Origin of the sequence: Mycolicibacterium parafortuitum (genome assembly GCF_010725485.1) — a bacterium.
Classification (GTDB): domain Bacteria; phylum Actinomycetota; class Actinomycetes; order Mycobacteriales; family Mycobacteriaceae; genus Mycobacterium.
Map to the genome: position 1 here is coordinate 2079834 of NZ_AP022598.1, position 17882 is coordinate 2097715.

The following is a 17882-nucleotide window of genomic DNA, read 5'->3' on the forward strand; positions in this document are numbered from 1 at the left end:
AGAACTACCGGGGATATGCGTCTCCGGCGTGCCGGCGGGCGCGCCACGCGGACGCGACCATCTCCTGCACCGAATGCCGGTTGTGCCAGCCCAGGTCGCGCGCCGCGAGCTCACCCGCCGCGACGATGCGTGCCGGGTCGCCCGGTCGCCGCGGCATGACCTCGGGCTCGAAATCGATTCCGGTCACGTCCCGCATCGCCGTCATGATCTCGCGCACCGAGGTGCCCGCCCCGCTGCCGAGGTTGTACACCGGTTCGACGGGCAGCCCGTCGGCGAGCCGGCGCGCGGCCGCCACATGGGCCAGGGCCAGATCGCTGACGTGGATGTAGTCGCGCACGCAGGTGCCGTCCGGCGTCGGATAGTCATCGCCATTGATCCGGGGGGTCTGACCGCGCATCAGCATGTCGAACACCAGTGGGAACAGGTTGTGCGGACTGGCGTCGAACAGTTCCACGTCCCCGGATCCGACGACATTGAAGTAGCGCAGGCTGGTGTGTCGCAGCCCGGTGGCCCTTCCGGCGTCGCGCAGCAACCACTCGCCGATCAGCTTGGTCTCGCCGTACGGCGACTCCGGTGTGGTCGGCGTGGATTCGTCGACGATGTCCACGTCCGGTGTGCCGAATGTCGCGGCGCTGGAGGAGAACACGATCTGGCCGACGCCGCGGGCCTCCATCGCCTGCAGCAGGACCACCGTCGCCGACACGTTCTGCTCGTAGGTGTGCAGCGGCCGCTTCACCGATTCGCCGGCGTACTTGTAGCCGGCGATGTGGATGACGCCGTCGACGCCGAACCTCGTCAAGGTGTCGTCGACCAGCGCCCCGTCGAGCAGGGTGCCCTTGACGAATTGGGCGCCCGCGGGCACGAAACTCTCGAAACCGGTGGACAGATCGTCGATGACGACCACGTCCAGATCGGCGTCGAGCATGGCCCGGGCCACGTGCGAACCGATGTATCCGGCCCCGCCGGTCACCAGCCAGCTCATGTTGCCTCCTCAGTCATCGATCGCAGCATAGGTGGGTGCGGCCTCGCGGCGTCGTCCGGCAAGCGCGCTCAGGTGTACCCCGATACCGATCAGCGGCCCGCACAGCAGCGCCACCACGGTACGGACCTCCAGGTCCAGCGGCAGCAGCAACAGCAGCGTCGCGGCCACCGTCGCGATCACCCAACCCGCCGCGTACGCGCGGTGCAGGGCGGCGGCGACGGTCGCGGCTCCGGTCAGCGTCAGCAGCGCGATGGCCAGCGCGGCGACGGTCAGCCACGCCAGCAGGATCCCGTCGGCGCGGTACTGGGCGCCGAACGCCTCGCGCAGCAGCCACGGCCCGAACACGCCCGCGAGCACGACGCCGACTGCGCCGAGCGCACCGACGAGCGCCGCGGGCCCCAGCAGCGCCTTGAGCCGGTGCGCACGCTGGTCGACGAAGTGCGCGATCAGGTTGCCCTGCATCGCGGTCAGCGGAACCAGCAGCGGAGCCCGGGTCAGCGTCACCGCGAGGATCACCACACCACCGGTCGCACCCAGGTCCCGCGAGGTGGCCTGCAGCAGCACCGGGAAACCCATCACCAGTACGGCGCTGGCGCCCGCCGCGGCGATCGAATGCCCGGCGCCGCGCAGGAACGTCGCGGTGCCGCCCGACGTCCGGATCTGGGCCGCGGCCCGGGTCGCCGGTGAGACCAGCATCAACAGCAGCCAGCTGAATGCCCCGGCGACCGACGCCCACAGATAGCCACCCAGCCCCCAGCCGGCCGCGAACGCCGCGACCGCGACCACCACGCGCAGTGCGGCGTCGGTGACCATCAGCGCGCCGTACTCCGACCAGCGGCCCATCCCGGCCAACCCGCCGAGCAGCGTGGTGTGGATGCAGAATCCGGCCAGCCCGCCGCACAGCAGCGCGACGCTCAACACGCGCAGGTCGACGAACACGTGCGCCGACCACAGCGGCGACGTCGCTGCGAGGATCGCGGCGGCGGCAATCCCGACGCCGGCGGCCACCCGCGCCGGGTGGGTCTGGGCGGGATCGGTTCCGGGGTGGCGCACCTCACGCGTGGTCTCCTGCAACAGCCCGAACGCCGCTCCGCTGACCAGACCGAACGCGCCCCAGAACACCCCGAAGACGGAGAATCCGGCGGGCTCCAGATCCCGGGCGGCGAGGTAGAGCACCGCGTAACCGCACAGCGCGGACATCGCCGTGGCCACGGCGACCCGTACCACGCTGGCACGGTTCACCGCCCCCGCGGGGCCCGCGGTCGCGTCGGTCACGACCCGGTGTCCAGGGGCGGAACCTCCGGCGCGTACAGCCACGCCGCCCACAGCGATCGCAGTGACTCGTCGGAGTACTGCGAAGCGAGGCCGACGAAATCGTCGGTCACCGCGCTGGAGTGCCGGTACCGCGTCGTCCAATCCTTGAGCAGCGCGAAGAAGTTCGTGTCCCCGATGCGGGAGCGCAGCGTGTGCAGGGTCAGCGCGCCGCGCTTGTAGACCCGGTCGTCGAACATGTCGCGCGGGCCGGGGTCAGCCAGGACGAGGTCCTGCGGGGAATGCCTGAGCCGGTGATGATAGTGCTGCGCCCACTCCTGTGCGCTGCGCTCACCGCAGTGTTCCGACCACAACCACTCGGCGTAGCAGGCGAATCCCTCGTGCAGCCAGATGTGGCGCCACCGCTGCACGGTGACAGAGTTGCCGAACCACTGGTGGGCGAGCTCGTGGGCGATCAACCGCTCCGCGCGGCGGCTGCCGTCGCAGTGGTTGGCGCCGAAGATGGAGATCCCTTGGGCCTCAAGCGGAATCTCCAGGTCGTCGTCGGTCACCACGACGGTGTAGCCGTTGGCCAGCGGGTACGGGCCGAACAGTTTGGTGAACAGCTTCATCATCTGCGGTTGGCGGCCGAAGTCGTGGTCGAAATCGTCGCGCAGCCGGGACGGCAACACCGCGAACATCTCGACGCCGTTCTTGGCCATCCGGTGCCGGTCGTACATGCCGATCTGCAGTGTCATCAGATACGTCGACGTCGGCTCGGGTTGCTCGTAGACCCAGGTGGTCATGCCCGCCCGAGGGCGCCGGGACAGCAGCTTGCCGTTGGCCAAGGCGAAATACGGGCTCTCGGTGGTGATCTGCACCCGGAAGCTGGCCTTCGCGGCGGGGTGGTCGTCGCACGGGAACCACGACGATGCGCCGTTGGGCTGTCCGGCGACCAGCGCCCCCTCGGTGAGCTCCTCGAAACCGACCTCGCCCCACAGCGACCGGATGGGTCGTGGGGTGCCGCTGTAGCGGATCGCGATCGTCATCGCCGCGCCGGCGGGCAGCCGGTCCGACAGCGTGATGTGCAGTTTCCCTGCCGCCGCGCGGAACTGGGCGGGCCTTTTGCCGTTGACGGTCACCTTGGCCACCGCCAGCGCGGCCGACAGGTCGAGGCTGAACGTCTTGAGTTCGGCCAGCGTCACCGCGGTGATGCCGGCCGAACCGCTGAGCCGGTTGATCGCGACCTTGTACCCGAGCTCGAGCTCGTAGCGAGACACCCGGTAGCCGAAGTTGCCGGCCTCGGGCAGATACGGGTCGATGACGGGTGCGGATTTCTTCGCCGTCCGCTTTCGGGTCGTCACGCCGCCGCAGACTTCTTGGGCTTGGTGTCGGAGGACTCCCGCTTCTTGCGTCCGGGATCCCACGGCGCGATCGGGTTGCCCTGCCACCGGGTCGACGGCGGCACCACGTCGCCGCGCATCACCAGCGACGCGGGCCCGACCGTCGCCGCGGCGCCGATGCGGGCTGCGGGCAACGCGACGCAGTGCGGCCCCAGGGTGGCGCCGCTCTCCAGCACGACCGTGTCCATGCGCATGATGCGGTCGTGGAACAGGTGGGTCTGCACGACGCAGCCCCGGTTGACGGTCGCCCCGTCCTCCAGCGTCACCAGGTCGGCTTCGGGAAGCCAGTATGTCTCACACCACACGCCGCGTCCGATCTTCGCGCCCAGGCCCCGCAGCCACAGGTTCATCACCGGCGTACCCGATGCGGCGCGCGCGAACCACGGTGCGGCGACGGTTTCGACGAAGGTGTCCGCCACCTCGTTGCGCCAGACGAACGACGACCACAGCGGGTGTTCGATCGCGGTGATCCGCCCGACGACAAGCCATTTGGCGGCCACCGCGATCGCGCCCGCGATCGCGCCCGCGGCCAGCAGGACCGGTCCGGCGGCCAGGCCGGCCCAGAGCCAGCCGAACCGCGCGGCCAGTTCCTGGATCGCGAACAGCACCGTGACCCCGACGGCGAAGCTCGCCACGACGGGCACGAAGCGGAACGTCTCCACGGTGGCGCGCAACGCTTTCAGACGCGCGGACGGGTGGAAGGTGCGCAGCGCGTCGGCGGCGGTGGGCTTGCGCCGGAGCCGCACCGGCGGGCTGCCCAGCCATGACGACCCGGCCTTCGCCTTGTGCGGGGTCGCCGACAGCACCGCGACCAGCCCGTCGTCGGGAACCCGCCGGCCGGGCTGGGTGATGCCGGAGTTGCCCAGGAACGCGCGCTTGCCGATCGTGGCCCGCGCCACGTGGATCCAGCCGCCGCCGAGTTCATAGGACGCCACCATCGTGTCGTCGGCCAGGAATGCGCCGTCCTCGACCACGGTGAACTTCGGGATCAGCAGCACGGTCGAGATCTCGGTGTTCTTGCCGACTTTCGCGCCGAGCAGGCGCAGCCACCACGGGGTCAGCAGGCTCGCGTAGATCGGGAACAGGTAGGTGCGGGCGGCGTCCATCAGACGTTCGGTGGCCCACAACTGCCAGCCCTGCCTGCTGCGCACCGGGTGGTAGCCCTCGTGCAGGCCGGCGCCGAGCATCCGCACCCCGGCGACGGTGAGCGCCGCGTACACCAGCATCGCCGCCGCGGTGGCCGGCACGAGCCACAGCAGCGCGGGCACGATCGCGTCCTGCACCGACGCGGTGCCGCGCACACCCCACCCGATCACGGCCAGGCCGACGGCCAGCGCCGCCAACGGCAGCGCCCCGAGCGTCATCGACGTGATGCCGTACATCGCCACCCACAGCGGTGCGCGCGGGGGCCGGTGGTCGGGCCACGGATGTTTGGCCTTACCGGACTTCACCGCCGGTGAACCCTTCCAGTACTGGCCGTTCTTGACCTTGCCGACCACCCCGGAGCCCGGGGCCACGTCGGCGTTCTTCCCGATCACCGCGCCGGGGAACAAGGTGGTCCGGGCACCGACGGTGGCGTCGTTGCCGACGGCGATCGGGCCGACGTGGAACAGGTCTCCGTCGATCCAATGTCCGCTCAGATCGACCTCGGGTTCGATCGAACAGCGGTGCCCCAACGTCAGCATCCCGGTCACCGGCGGCGCCGAATGCAGATCCACCCCGGTGCCGACACGGTTGCCGAGGGCGCGGGCGTAGTACACCAGCCACGGTGCGCCCGAGAGGTTCTCGGCGCCGCTGGCCGCGGCCAGCCGCTCGGCCAGCCAGACCCGCAGATGCACCCACCCGCCTCGGCGGTAGGTGCCCGGCTGCAACTCACCGATCAGCACCCGGGCCCCGAACACCGCGATACTCATCCGCCCCGGCGGGGTCACGAACAGCAGGAATCCGGCCAGCACCCACCACCAGCCGATCGGCGACACCCAGTCGACCAGGGACAGTTCGGCCGCGACGTTGTTGGCGATCGCCAGCCACACCACCCACTGCATCCCGGTGAGCATGGCCAGCGGCACCGTCAGCGCGACCTGCGCGGCCTGCGTCAGCCGTGAGACCGGTTTGACGACACGGGTTTCCGTCGCGGGTGGCGGCTCGAGCTCGTCGAGGTAACCGGCCAGCGATCCCAGCCGGGGATGGTCGTACAGATCGGCGACGGTGACCTGCGGGTAGCGCTGCCGCAGCGCGGCGACCAGTTGCGCGGCCGCCAGCGAGCCCCCGCCGAGGGCATGGAAGTCGGCTTCGGGCCCGTCGACCGGGGCGGCGAGCACCTCGCGCCACAGACCGGCCAGCCAGCCGAGGGTGCCACCCAGATCGGTGTCTCCGTCGTCGCCGGCCCCGTCCGCTCCGGACACCGGCCACGGCAACGCATCCCGGTCGACCTTGCCCGACGTACGGGTCGGCAGTTCGTCGACGACGACGAGCCGGGGGACCAGCGCGGCGGGCAGTTCCGCGGCCAGCCGGGCCCGTGCCTCGCCGACGTCGAAGGTGCGCTCCAGCCCCGGCGCCACCGCGATGTAGCCCACCAGGAGCGGGGTCCCGCCGGCGGTCCGGCGCACCGCGGTGGCCCCGCCGGTGACGCCGGGCAGGCTCACCAGCGCGGCGTCCACCTCGCCGAGTTCGATACGTCGGCCACCCACCTTGACCTGATCGTCGGCGCGGCCCACGAAGTACAGGCCGTCGGTCTCCAGCCGGACCAGATCGCCGCTGCGGTACGCGCGGCTCCAGGCCAGCGTCGGGAACGGGGCGTACTTCTCGGAGTCCTTGTCCTGGTCGAGGTATCGGGCCAGCCCGACGCCGCCGATGACGAGCTCGCCGACCTGGCCGGTGCCCACGGGGCGGCCGTCCTGGTCGACGACGGCAAGATCCCAGCCGGGCAGCGGCAGCCCGATGCTGACCGTCGATTTACCGTCCAGCCGTGCCGCGCACGCCACCACGGTGGCCTCGGTCGGGCCGTAGGTGTTCCACACCTCCCGGCCGCCCGAGTCGGGCCCGGCCGCGAGGCGTTCGGCCAGTTCCGGCGGGCACGCCTCGCCACCGAAGATCAGCAGCCGCACCGACTCCAGTGCCTCGGCGGGCCACAGCGCGGCCAGCGTCGGCACCGTCGACACGACGGTGATGTCTCGGGAGACCAGCCACGGTCCCAGGTCCATGCCGCTGCGTACCAGCGACCGCGGCGCGGGCACCAGGCAGGCGCCGTGCCGCCAGGCCAGCCACATCTCCTCGCAGGAGGCGTCGAACGCGACCGAGAGCCCGGCCAGCACGCGGTCGCCCGGCCCGAGCGGATTGTTCTGCAGGAACATCTTGGCCTCGGCGTCGACGAAGGCCGCCGCGTTGCGGTGGGTGACCGCGACACCCTTCGGGGTGCCGGTGGAGCCGGACGTGAAGATGATCCACGCGTCGTCGCGGCTCAGCGGTGCCGTCGCGCGCCAGCCGCGCGAGGATCCGGGGCCGCGGACCATCCCGCGTTCGGTGATGATCGCGACGACCTCGGCCTCGGTGAACACCAGCTCGGCGCGTTCCGGTGGATCGTCGGCGTCGACCGGGACGTAGGCGGCGCCCGCGGCCAGCACCGACAGGATCGCCACGTAGAGCGCGTAGCTGCCCGACGGCATCCGGATCCCGATCCGGTCCCCGCGGCCGATACCGCGCGCCCCCAGCCACGCGACGCTGTCCTCGATGTCGGACAACAGTTCGGCGTAGGTGAGCTGCACCGTTCCGTCGTCGATGGCGGGTGCGTCGGGGAACCGCCGCGCCGTCTCGTGCAGGATGTCGATCAGCGTCCGGGGCGCCGACGCGTACGCCGACAGCAGGTACTGACTGGGGATCTCAGGGGTTCGATCCGCGGCCGTCACGGGTACAAAGCTACTAAGCGTCAGGGGCGTGCTCTTGCCGCCAGGCTCCCCTTTCGCGTGTCGTTTGTGCGACTGGCACAATGGGCGGCTTGGAGGGGAGTATTCCTTCGCCGCAGCGTCGTCATCACGTCATCCGTCATCGGTTGACCGGTGCTGTGGGCCTACCGCCTCGGCGGGCGGTGGAAGAGACCTCCGGCGTTGAACGACGACCGGAGGTTAGATGAACGTCAGTGGGCTCGAATGGGGCATCACGCTCGCCGTGACGATCGGCATCCTGCTCTTCGATGTCCTGGTGATCGGGCGGCGGCCGCACGAACCCTCGCGCCGGGAAACCGGGACGGCGTTGACGATCTACATCGCGCTGGCCGTCGCGTTCGGCTTGTGGACGTGGTTCTTCCACGGTAGCCAGTTCGGTGTCGAGTTCTTCGCGGGCTGGCTCACCGAATACAGCCTGTCGGTGGACAACCTGTTCATCTTCCTGATCATCATGGCCAGCTTCAACGTGCCGAGGATCTATCAGCAGCAGGCATTGCTGGTCGGCATCATCCTGGCGTTGATCTTCCGCGGAATCTTCATCGCGCTCGGCGCGGTCGCGATCGAGCAGTTCTCGTGGGTCTTCTACATCTTCGGCGCGTTCCTGCTCTACACCGCGATCAAGTTGGTCAAGGACACCGACCACGACGACGACGGCGACAACGCGGTGGTGCGATTCGCGCAGAAGCGGATGAAGTTCACCGACACCTGGGACGGCCTGCGGCTGTGGGTGCACGAGAACGGCCAGCGGTTGATGACGCCGATGTTCCTGGTGATCGTCGCGCTCGGCACCACCGACCTGATCTTTGCGCTCGACTCCATTCCTGCCATCTATGGGCTCACGCGCGAGCCGTACCTGGTCTTCACCGCGAACGTGTTCGCGCTGATGGGTCTGCGCCAGCTGTACTTCCTGCTCGGCGACATGCTCAAGCGGCTGGTGTACCTGTCGCAGGGGCTGGCGTTCATCCTGTTCTTCATCGGCGTGAAGCTGGTGCTGCACGCGCTGCACGAGAACGAGGTGCCGTTCATCAACGGCGGTGAGAACGTGCCGGTGCCCGAGATCCCGACGCTGCTGTCCCTCGGCGTCATCATCGTCACCCTGCTGATCACCACCGCCGCCAGCCTGTACAAGACCCGGGTGCACGATGTGCGCAAGAACGAAGGAGACTCCGGAGATTCCGGTGCTCCCGCGGATCCGCAGAACGACCACTCCCGCTGAGCGGACGTTTTGCACTCGCGCTGATCGCAACACTTCACCGCACCCCGGCCGGCTGGCTAGCTTGGCCGGGTGCGGCTCTTTCTGGCTGATCCCGATGATCCCGATGCGGTGAGTGAGCTCACCGATCCCGACCAGCGCAACGACCAGCGCATCGTCCGGGTCGCGGCGCACGACCTGCAGCACGCCCGCAAGGTCCGGGCGAGGATCCGGGCCGGCGCCGACGACGTCGCGGTGATCCTCGACGTCACCGTCGCGGTGGCGGGCGACTTCCGCTCGGCGCAGCAGGTCCTCGGCCCGGCCGAGACGGACACCGTGCACTACGCGGGCACCGTCGACGGTCTGGCGGGGCTGATCTCCGACATCGCCTCGGCCGAGGTGGCCGACGGCGTGACCCTGATCGCGGCCTCCCCGCGCCAGGACATCGGGACCGTCGGGCGCGATGTGCTCGGAGCGCTGCGCGAGCCGCCCCGGGCGTCGTGACTGTGGGCCTTGTGCACGCAATCGGCGAGCTACGCGTGCACAAGACCCACAGACGCTAGGCGCTGGCCTGCCAACGCTCGTTCACCACGCGCAGTCCGTCGGCGGTCAACCGGCCGAACAGCCGCAACCGCGCGAGCCCGCCGTCGGGATAGATGTCCAGCCGCGCCTCGGTGACCGGCCGGTCGGAATTCAGCAGCACCCGGTGCCGGGTGTCGGGTCGCAGTTCGGTGGTCTCGAGCAGGTCGAACCATTCGCCGTCACCGTCGCGGCCGCGCAGCCTTGCCGCGCCGGGTGCGTTACCGACGAAGTAGGACGTGTCGATCTCGGCGGCCGCGACGACGCCCTGCCCCGCGAGGTGCACCTGCACCCAGTCGTTGCCCGAATCGCGGCGTCTCGAGGTCTCCCAGCCCTCGCCCATGGTCCGGGCCGAGCCGGGAAGCAGCAGATTGTTCGGTGAGCTGTAGAACATGTTGGAGCACGCGGTGATCCGGCCGCCGTTCTCCAGGGCCGCCAGATCCAACGGGATCTCGGTGAAACGGGGATCCAGCAGCCCTTCGCCGTGGACCCGCAACCGCGCCACCCCGCCGTCGGGATAGATCGACAGCTTGACGTGCGTCCAGCGCCGCGGCGAGTCCACCTCGAACGGATTCCTGGTGTCGCCGTTGACATCCCGGCGGTCGACGATCCTGGTCCACTCGGTCGTGTCGGCGAGCTCCTCGGCGGACGGGTAGCCCTGGACGAACGCGGCGTCGACGGCGATCTGAGGCGGGTAGTTCCCGGTGAACCACGCCGTGTCGACGACGACGCCGCGGACGACCGCGGGAGCCGCCAGCCGCACGATCGCGAAGTCGTGCGAGTCGGCCGTCGCGCCGCGGCGCCTGCGGGTCTCCCAGCCGTCGTACACCTGGCCCTTGTGGCCGAAGGTGGCGGGCCGGTGTTCGGCGGGCCCCGGCTTGATCAGGTTCTCCTTCTCGGCGAACAGATCGTCGTTGGCCCACAGCACGGCCCCACCCGCGGAGCGGGCGGCGAGATCGGGTAGCGAGAGGAAGTGGGTCTGGGCGGGCGCGGTACTCACCCGGGCGAGCCTATTGCCGGACGGGCCGGTTGTCCGTTCCAGGTCGGCTCATCAGTTGTCGGTCACCAGTTGTCGTAACCGCCCTCGGGTCCGAGCATGCGCTCCAGCCGGGTCCGGTTGATCCGCGCGAGCTCGTTGCGCACCACCTTGCGTTCGGTCTCGAACTCGTTGTGCATGCGGTCGCGCATGGTGGCCAGCACGTCGTCGGCGCAGTAACCGTTGATGTACATGACGAAGCCGAACCCGAATCGGTCCAGATAGTCCTTCGACGCCGAGGCCAGTTCGGCCATGATCTCGGGCCGCTTGTCGGCGATCGCGCACTGTTCGGCCTGCGACTTCTCACTGCCGGGGCGGCGGCCGACATCCGGATAGGCCTGCAGGATCGAGTCGATCGACTCCTCGGAAAGTCCGAAGAGTAGCTCGTCGGCGCACCGGAACAGGTCCTCGTGGCTGGCGAACGGGCGGGCCCGGCACAGGTCGGCGGCCAGCGGCACGCTGTAGCAGCACTCGAACACCGCGTGTACCGCGCGCCGCGTGGGCAGCGCGTTGAACGCCTCCAACCCGATCCCCTGATGCAGCAGCACATCGCCATGATCGAGTCGTCACGCGGCACCCGGGTTACACCGTGTTACAGCGACGCAAAATAATGCGCGACAACGTCGGGACAACGCGTCGAGCAGGGGCCATCGCCGGGGGAGAGCTAGTGGCCCTCGGCCTTGAAGCGCTCGATCGAGCGGTTGATCTCGGCCTCGGCGTCCTCGCGGCCCACCCAGTCGGCCGCCTTGACGAACTTGCCGGGCTCGAGGTCCTTGTAGTGCACGAAGAAGTGCTTGATCGCGTCGAGCTCGAACTGGTTCACATCGCCGATGTCCTGGATGTGGTCCCAGCGCGGGTCGGCGAGCACACACAGCACCTTGTCGTCGCCGCCCTTCTCGTCCTCCATCCGGAACATGCCGACCGGGCGCGCCTCGACGATGCAGCCGGGGAACACCGGCTCGGGCAGCAGCACCAGCGCATCCAGCGGATCGCCGTCCTCGCCGAGGGTGTCCTCGATGTAGCCGTAGTCCGTCGGGTAGCCGAACGACGTGAACAGGTAGCGGTCCAGCTTGACCTTGCCGCTCTCGTGGTCCACCTCGTACTTGTTACGGGAACCCTTCTGGATCTCGATCAGGACGTCGAACTGCACGCGTGGCTCCTAGTGCGCTGGGACAGGGGGCGTCGGCTGACGACGCGGGTCAACATTAAACGAGGGATACGCTGCACTACAGGGGTGGCTCTGGCCAGTCGTTCGAGAGCAGGAGATTTATGCGGCCCACCAGGTGGCGGCGGTCGACGTATGTCGCGGTGGGGGCGGCCGTTCTACTGCTGGTGGTGCTCGTCGTGGCCGCGGCCGCACTGGTGGCGAACCGGCAGTCCGGCGAGCAGATCGCGATTCCGGCGCTTCCGGCTCCGGCCACCGCCGACCCCGGGGTGGTCCCGGTGTCCGATTCCGCCGACATGCCCACCCGCACGGGTCTGGCCGACGCGCTGCGCGCGGTCGCAGCCGACCCCAACCTCGGCACGTTCACCGGCCGCATCACCGACGCGCTGACCGGGGAGCAGCTGTGGGCCCAGGGCGCCGACGTGCCGATGCAGCCCGCGTCGACGAACAAGGTGCTCACCGCCGCGGCCGCGCTGCTGACGCTGGACCGCGACGCCCGGCTGACGACGCGGGTGGTGTCTACGTCGCCGGGGGTCGTCGTGCTGGTCGGCGGCGGTGACCAGACGCTGTCGGCGGCGCGCCGCGGGGAGCAGACCTGGTACCGCGACGCGGCGCGGATCTCGGATCTGGCCGACCAGGTGCGGCGCAGCGGGGTGGACGTGAAATCCGTCCAGGTCGACGTCAGCGCCTACTCCGGGCCGACGATGGCGCCGGGCTGGGATCCCCTCGACATCGACGGCGGCGACATCGCCCCGATGGAGGCGGTCATGCTCGACGCCGGGCGCACCCAGCCGGTCAGCGTGGAATCGCGCCGGTCACGCACCCCGGCGCTGGACGCGGGCCGCGCACTCGCCGTGGCCCTGCGCGTCGATCCCGACAAGGTGACGGTGCTGCCGCCGGGCCGTGCCACGGTCACCGGTACCGAGATCGCGTCGGTGCAGTCGGCACCGCTGATGGAGCGGCTGCGCCAGATGATGCACTCCTCGGACAACGTGATGGCCGAATCCATCGGCCGCGAGGTCGCCGAGGCGCTGGGGCGGCCCAGGAGTTTCGCCGGCGCCGCCGACGCGGTGCTGCAGAGCCTGCGCGACGCGGGCATCGACACCACCGGCGCGCGCCTGTTCGACAACAGCGGACTGTCCGTGGACGACCGGATCACCGCCGAGACGCTCGACGAGATCGTGCAGGCCGCGGCGGGGGAGGGCACGCCGAAGCTGCGGCCCCTGGTCGACCTGCTGGCCATCGCCGGCGGCAGCGGCACGATGTCGAACCGGTACCACGACACCGAACCGGGTAAGGCGGCGCTCGGATATCTGCGGGCCAAGACCGGGTCACTGACCGGAACCAACACCCTTGCCGGCATCGTCACCGACCGCAGCGGACGGGTCCTGACCTTCGCGCTGATGTCCAACAACGCCGGCCCGACGGGGCGGACGTCGCTGGACGCGTTCGCCGCCACCCTTCGATCCTGCGGATGCCGATGATGACGACCACCTCCACGCCAGGGTTCAGCGTCGGCAACGCCGTCGATTGGGACCTCGCCGCCACCGTCGGCGGCAAACTGGCCCGCCAGGAGCCGAAGACCACCGATTACACCCGCAGGCAGGCGATCGACCAGCTCGCCGAATCGGCGCGGGCGTCCGAGGTGCCGGTCCGGGAGGTGACCGGGCTGATCGAGGGCGGTGAGATTCCCGAGGCCCGAATCGTCAACCGCCCAGACTGGATCCGGGCGGCCGCGCAGTCGATGCGGGCGATGACCGGCGGCGGCGACGCCGCACGGGGCAAGGTGCCGGTGGTCGCGGGCCGGGTCGCCGGGCTGCAGACCGGGGCGGTGCTGGCGTTCGTGTCGTCCGGGATCCTCGGCCAGTACGACCCGTTCTCCGCCGGCGGCGGCGAGCTGTTGCTGGTGTACCCGAACGTGATCGCCGTCGAGCGCCAACTCCGGGTGGTGCCCAAGGACTTCCGGATGTGGGTGTGCCTGCACGAGGTCACCCACCGGGTGCAGTTCCGGGCCAATCCCTGGCTGGCAGAACACATGTCGAGCGCACTGGCGGTGCTGACCGAGGATGCCGGGGACGACCTGCCGAAGATGGTGGGCCGGCTTGCCGACTATGTGCGCGACCGCCAGGTGGTGGTGAAAAACGGTGAACCCGAGATGGGTTCGACGGGCGTGCTCGGTCTGCTGCGCGCGGTGCAGTCCGAACCGCAGCGTGCCGCACTCGACCGGCTGCTGGTGCTCGGCACCCTGTTGGAAGGCCACGCCGAGCACGTGATGGACGCCGTCGGCCCGGCGGTGGTGCCGTCGGTCGCGACGATCCGGAACCGTTTCGATCAGCGCAGGCAGCGCAAACAGCCTCCGCTGCAACGGTTGTTGCGGGCGCTGCTCGGAGTCGACGCGAAGATGAGTCAGTACACCAAGGGCAAGGCGTTCGTCGACGAGGTGGTCGGCAAGGTCGGCATGGAACGCTTCAACACGATCTGGACCGACGCCACGACCCTGCCCCAGCCGAGGGAAATCGACGAGCCGCAGCAATGGATCGACCGGGTGCTGTAGCCGAGCTGCGTGCCGCGTTGACGGCCTTCGCGCGCAGTCACCTCCCCGAGGCGCCGTGGTGTGTGGCGTTGTCGGGAGGTCCCGACTCGCTGGCGCTGACCGCCGTGGCCGCCGCGCTGCGCCCGACCAGGGCACTGATCGTCGACCACGGTCTGCAACCCGGCTCGGCCGACGTCGCAGCCGCCGCGCACGATCAGGCGCTGAAACTGGGATGTGAAGCCGCACAGGTCATCTCGGTGACCGTGGGTTCGCGGGGTGGTCCTGAGGCCGCGGCCCGCGCCGCACGGTATGACGCCCTCGACACGGCGCGCGACGGCGCGCCGGTGCTGCTCGCCCACACCCTCGACGACCAGGCGGAGACGGTGCTGCTCGGGCTGGGCCGAGGCTCGGGGCCGCGCTCGATCGCCGGCATGCGCGCCCACGACCCGCCGTGGTGCCGGCCGCTGCTCGGCGTGCGCCGTGCCACCACCCACCGCGCATGTGCCGAGTTGGGGCTCGCTCCGTGGCAGGACCCGCACAACGCGAACCCGCGCTACACCCGGGTCCGGTTGCGCACCGAGGTGCTGCCGCTGCTCGAAGACGTCCTCGGCGGCGGGGTCGCCGAGGCGCTGGCCCGCACGGCGACCGCGCTCCGGGAGGACACCGACGCGCTCGACGCGCTCGCGGCGCACGCCGTCCCCGCCCCCGGCGCGGATTTCGACGTTGCCGCGGCGGCCGTGCTGCCCGACGCGCTGCGGCGCCGCGCGATCCGGGCCTGGCTGCTCGCCGGCGGTGCGCAGGACCTGACCGACAAGCAGATTCGCGCGGTCGACGCGCTGATCACCGACTGGCGCGGGCAGGGTGGCGTCGCGGTCGCGGGCGGGCTGGCCCGCGAACGACTCTTCGCCGGCCGTGCCGCGGGGGCGCTGACGCTGTACCGCGAACCGGTCGCGCCGAGGCAACGCTAGGCTGTCGGTGTGCCTGCGCATACCGCCGACCTGTATTCCGGGGACATCAAGTCGGTTCTGCTGTCGGAAGACCAGATCAAGGCCAAGACCGCGGAACTGGCGGCGCAGATCGCCGACGACTACCGCGACCGCGAATCCGGTCAGGACCTACTGCTGATCACCGTGCTCAAGGGTGCGGTCATGTTCGTCACCGACCTGGCGCGGGCGATCCCGTTGCCCACCCAACTCGAGTTCATGGCCGTCAGCTCCTACGGCTCGTCGACCTCGTCGTCCGGGGTGGTGCGCATCCTCAAGGACCTCGACCGCGACATCAGCGGACGCGATGTGCTGATCGTCGAGGACATCATCGACTCGGGGCTGACCCTGTCGTGGTTGCTGCGCAACCTGGCCACCCGCGGACCGCGCTCGCTGAAGGTGTGCACGCTGCTGCGCAAACCCGAGGCCGTCCGCGCGGACCTCGACGTCGAATACATCGGCTTCGACATCCCGAACGAATTCGTGGTCGGCTACGGGCTCGACTACGCCGAGCGCTACCGCGACCTGCCCTACATCGGCACGCTCGAACCAAAGGTGTACGCGCAGTAGAAACCGGCGCATGATGCAGGCATGGCCGAAACCGCCCTGCGCATCTGCCCGTTCTGCGAAGCAACCTGCGGTCTGACCCTGACCATCGACGACGGACGTGTCGTCGGTGCCCGCGGGGACCGCGACGACGTGTTCTCGGCGGGCTTCATCTGTCCGAAGGGCGCGAGCTTCGCCGAACTCGACAACGACCCCGACCGGCTGAGTGCGCCGCTGGTCCGGCGTGACGGTGTGCTGGGGCAAGCATCCTGGGACGAGGCGTTCGCCGCGATGGCCCAGGGTTTGTCGGCCGCGATAGGTGAGCACGGCGGGCCCGCCGTCGGGGTCTACCTCGGCAACCCGAACGCGCACACCGTCGCGGGTGCGCTGTACCCGCCGCTGATCATCCGTGGCCTCGGCACCCGGCAGGTGTTCTCGGCCAGCACGTTGGACCAGATGCCCAAACACGTATCGCTGGGCCTGATGTTCGGCAGTCCCGCCGCGTTCACGGTGCCCGACCTGGACCGCACCGACTATCTGGTGGTCATCGGCGCCAACCCGATGGTGTCCAACGGCAGCCTCGCCACCGCCGCGGACTTCCCCGGGAAGCTGCGCAGGCTGCGGGAGCGCGGTGGGCGGCTGGTCGTCGTCGACCCGGCCCGCACCCGCACCGCGCAACTGGCCGACCGCCATCTCGCGCCGCGGCCCGGTACCGACGCGGCGCTGCTGCTGGCCGTCGTGCACGTGCTGTTCGACGAGGGCCTCGTCGACCTCGGCGCGGTGGGCGAGTTCGTCACCGGGGTCGACGACGTGCGTGGGCTGGCCGCGGACTTCGGGCCCGACGCCGTCGCGGCGTTCTGCGGACTCGACGCCGACGAGATCCGGACTCTGGCAAGGGAATTGGCCGCAGCTCCGACCGCCGCGGTCTACGGCCGGATCGGCACGTCGACGGTCGAGTTCGGCACGCTGGGCAGTTGGTTGGTCGACGTCGTCAACGTGCTGACCGGAAACCTGGACCGGCCGGGCGGGGCGATGTTCCCGCTGTCGCCGGTCGCGCCCGCGCCGCGCGGGCACCGCCCCGGCCGCGGATTCAGCACCGGGCGCTGGCGCAGCCGGGTCTCCGGGCGTCCCGAGGTGCTGTCCGAACTGCCGACCGCGGTGATGGCGGAGGAGATCGAGACGCCGGGGGAGGGCCAGATCCGCGCGATGATCACCGTCGCGGGCAATCCCGTCCTGTCCGCGCCGGACGGCGACCGGCTGGACCGCGCGCTGGACCAGGTCGAGTTCATGGTGAGCGTCGACCCGTATCTGAACGAGACCACCCGGCACGCCGACGTGATCCTGCCGCCTCCGCCGCCGTCGCGCGCCCCACATTTCGATGTCGCGCTCAACGCGCTGGCCGTGCGCAACAACGCCCGTTACTCACCGCCGGCGCTGCCGCTCGACGGCCGCCCCGACGAGGCCGAGATCCTGTCGCGGATCGCGTTGGTGCTGTACGGGCTCGGCCACGACGCCGACCCCGCGCTGGTGGACGAACAGGTCATCGCGACCACGCTGGCCAAGGAGACCGCCGACGCGTCGTCCCCCGTGGCGGGTCGGCCCGTCGACGAGTTGACCGCGATGCTGCCTGCCGGCCCCGGTTACGAGCGGCGCCTCGACATGATGCTGCGCCTCGGCGCCTACGGTGACGCGTTCGGTTCCCGGCCTGACGGGCTGACGTTGCGCAGGCTCAAGGACGCGCCGCACGGGATCGATCTCGGACCGCTGCAGCCCAGGCTGCCCGACCTGCTGCGCACGCCGTCGGGTCTTGTCGAACTTGCTCCGCCGCAACTGATCTCGGATGCCGGGCGGCTGCGCGACGCGCTGCACCGGCACACCGACGGTTTCGTGCTGATCGGGCGCAGGCACCTGCGGTCGAACAACAGCTGGATGCACAACCTGCCTGCGCTGGCCGGCGGCACCAACCGGTGCACGCTGCGAATCCACCCCGACGACGCCGCCGACCTCGGACTGACCGACTCCGCGGTGGTCAAGGGCCCCGGTGGGGAGCTCGTGGTGCCGGTCGAGGTGACCGAGGACATCCGCCGTGGCGTGCTGTCCCTACCGCACGGCTGGGGACACGACCGGCCCGGCACCGGCCAGAGGCTGGCCGCGAGCCGGCCCGGCGTCAACGCCAATCAGCTCAACGACGGATCCATGCTGGACCCGCTGTCGGGCACGGCGGTGCTCAACGGGATCCCGGTGGTGGTGGCGCCGGCCGGGTAGGCCGCA

14 protein-coding genes are annotated in these 17882 nt (G+C 70.2%); 7 read left to right on the forward strand and 7 right to left on the reverse strand.

The window, feature by feature from the left end:
* Positions 1–4: 4 nt before the first annotated feature.
* Genes galE through NTM_RS09895 form a run of 4 tightly spaced genes read right to left on the reverse strand, consistent with a single transcriptional unit; the run spans position 5 to position 7541 of the window.
* A complete protein-coding gene (gene galE / locus NTM_RS09880; RefSeq protein ID WP_163766191.1) occupies positions 5–982 on the reverse strand; it encodes a UDP-glucose 4-epimerase GalE in 978 nt (325 codons plus the stop codon).
* A 9-nt stretch (positions 983–991) separates the two neighbouring features.
* Positions 992–2314 (reverse strand): hypothetical protein, encoded by a 1323-nt coding sequence (locus NTM_RS09885; protein ID WP_435405125.1) that lies wholly within the window; start codon positions 2312–2314, stop codon positions 992–994.
* Complete coding sequence (locus tag NTM_RS09890; RefSeq protein ID WP_163766193.1) at positions 2254–3597, reverse strand: M1 family metallopeptidase; 1344 nt, start codon at positions 3595–3597, stop codon at positions 2254–2256. Before NTM_RS09890 ends, NTM_RS09885 begins: the two co-directional genes overlap by 61 nt.
* Positions 3594–7541, reverse strand: coding sequence for a Pls/PosA family non-ribosomal peptide synthetase (locus NTM_RS09895; RefSeq protein WP_163766194.1), 3948 nt, complete (start codon positions 7539–7541; stop codon positions 3594–3596). The genes NTM_RS09890 and NTM_RS09895 overlap by 4 nt, the downstream gene beginning before the upstream one ends.
* Positions 7542–7761: 220 nt before the next feature.
* Between NTM_RS09895 and NTM_RS09900 the strand changes: the two genes are divergently transcribed.
* Together NTM_RS09900 and NTM_RS09905 are read left to right on the forward strand one after the other, a co-directional pair.
* The gene (locus tag NTM_RS09900; RefSeq protein WP_104862599.1) at positions 7762–8793 is read left to right on the forward strand and encodes a TerC family protein; all 1032 of its coding nucleotides are present in this window, start codon (positions 7762–7764) and stop codon (positions 8791–8793) included.
* A 69-nt stretch (positions 8794–8862) separates the two neighbouring features.
* Positions 8863–9273, forward strand: a complete 411-nt coding sequence (locus NTM_RS09905; protein ID WP_104862598.1) for a hypothetical protein — start codon at positions 8863–8865, stop codon at positions 9271–9273.
* A gap of 55 nt (positions 9274–9328) precedes the next feature.
* Here NTM_RS09905 and alc read toward each other — a convergent pair whose 3' ends face one another.
* From alc to NTM_RS09920, 3 genes are all read right to left on the reverse strand, one after another.
* Positions 9329–10348 (reverse strand): allantoicase, encoded by a 1020-nt coding sequence (alc, locus tag NTM_RS09910; protein WP_163766195.1) that lies wholly within the window; start codon positions 10346–10348, stop codon positions 9329–9331.
* Between the two features lie 62 nt (positions 10349–10410).
* A complete protein-coding gene (locus NTM_RS09915; protein ID WP_104862596.1) occupies positions 10411–10932 on the reverse strand; it encodes a 2-oxo-4-hydroxy-4-carboxy-5-ureidoimidazoline decarboxylase in 522 nt (173 codons plus the stop codon).
* A 116-nt stretch (positions 10933–11048) separates the two neighbouring features.
* Positions 11049–11534 (reverse strand): inorganic diphosphatase, encoded by a 486-nt coding sequence (locus NTM_RS09920; protein WP_104862595.1) that lies wholly within the window; start codon positions 11532–11534, stop codon positions 11049–11051.
* 119 nt (positions 11535–11653) lie between these two features.
* Here NTM_RS09920 and dacB point away from each other — a divergent pair, with 119 nt between their 5' ends.
* The 5 genes from dacB to NTM_RS09945 are packed head-to-tail and all read left to right on the forward strand — an operon-like array spanning position 11654 to position 17876.
* Positions 11654–13033 (forward strand): D-alanyl-D-alanine carboxypeptidase/D-alanyl-D-alanine endopeptidase, encoded by a 1380-nt coding sequence (dacB, locus tag NTM_RS09925; protein WP_163766196.1) that lies wholly within the window; start codon positions 11654–11656, stop codon positions 13031–13033.
* The gene (locus tag NTM_RS09930; protein ID WP_435405083.1) at positions 13033–14103 is read left to right on the forward strand and encodes an Rv3626c family coenzyme F420 biosynthesis-associated protein; all 1071 of its coding nucleotides are present in this window, start codon (positions 13033–13035) and stop codon (positions 14101–14103) included. Before dacB ends, NTM_RS09930 begins: the two co-directional genes overlap by 1 nt.
* Entirely contained in the window at positions 14082–15050 is a 969-nt protein-coding gene (gene tilS, locus NTM_RS09935) for a tRNA lysidine(34) synthetase TilS (protein WP_163766198.1), read from the forward strand. The genes NTM_RS09930 and tilS overlap by 22 nt, the downstream gene beginning before the upstream one ends.
* Before the next feature lie 9 nt (positions 15051–15059).
* Positions 15060–15635, forward strand: a complete 576-nt coding sequence (hpt, locus tag NTM_RS09940) for a hypoxanthine phosphoribosyltransferase (RefSeq protein WP_104862592.1) — start codon at positions 15060–15062, stop codon at positions 15633–15635.
* Between the two features lie 21 nt (positions 15636–15656).
* Entirely contained in the window at positions 15657–17876 is a 2220-nt protein-coding gene (locus NTM_RS09945) for a molybdopterin-dependent oxidoreductase (RefSeq protein WP_163766199.1), read from the forward strand.
* Positions 17877–17882 lie beyond the last annotated feature (6 nt).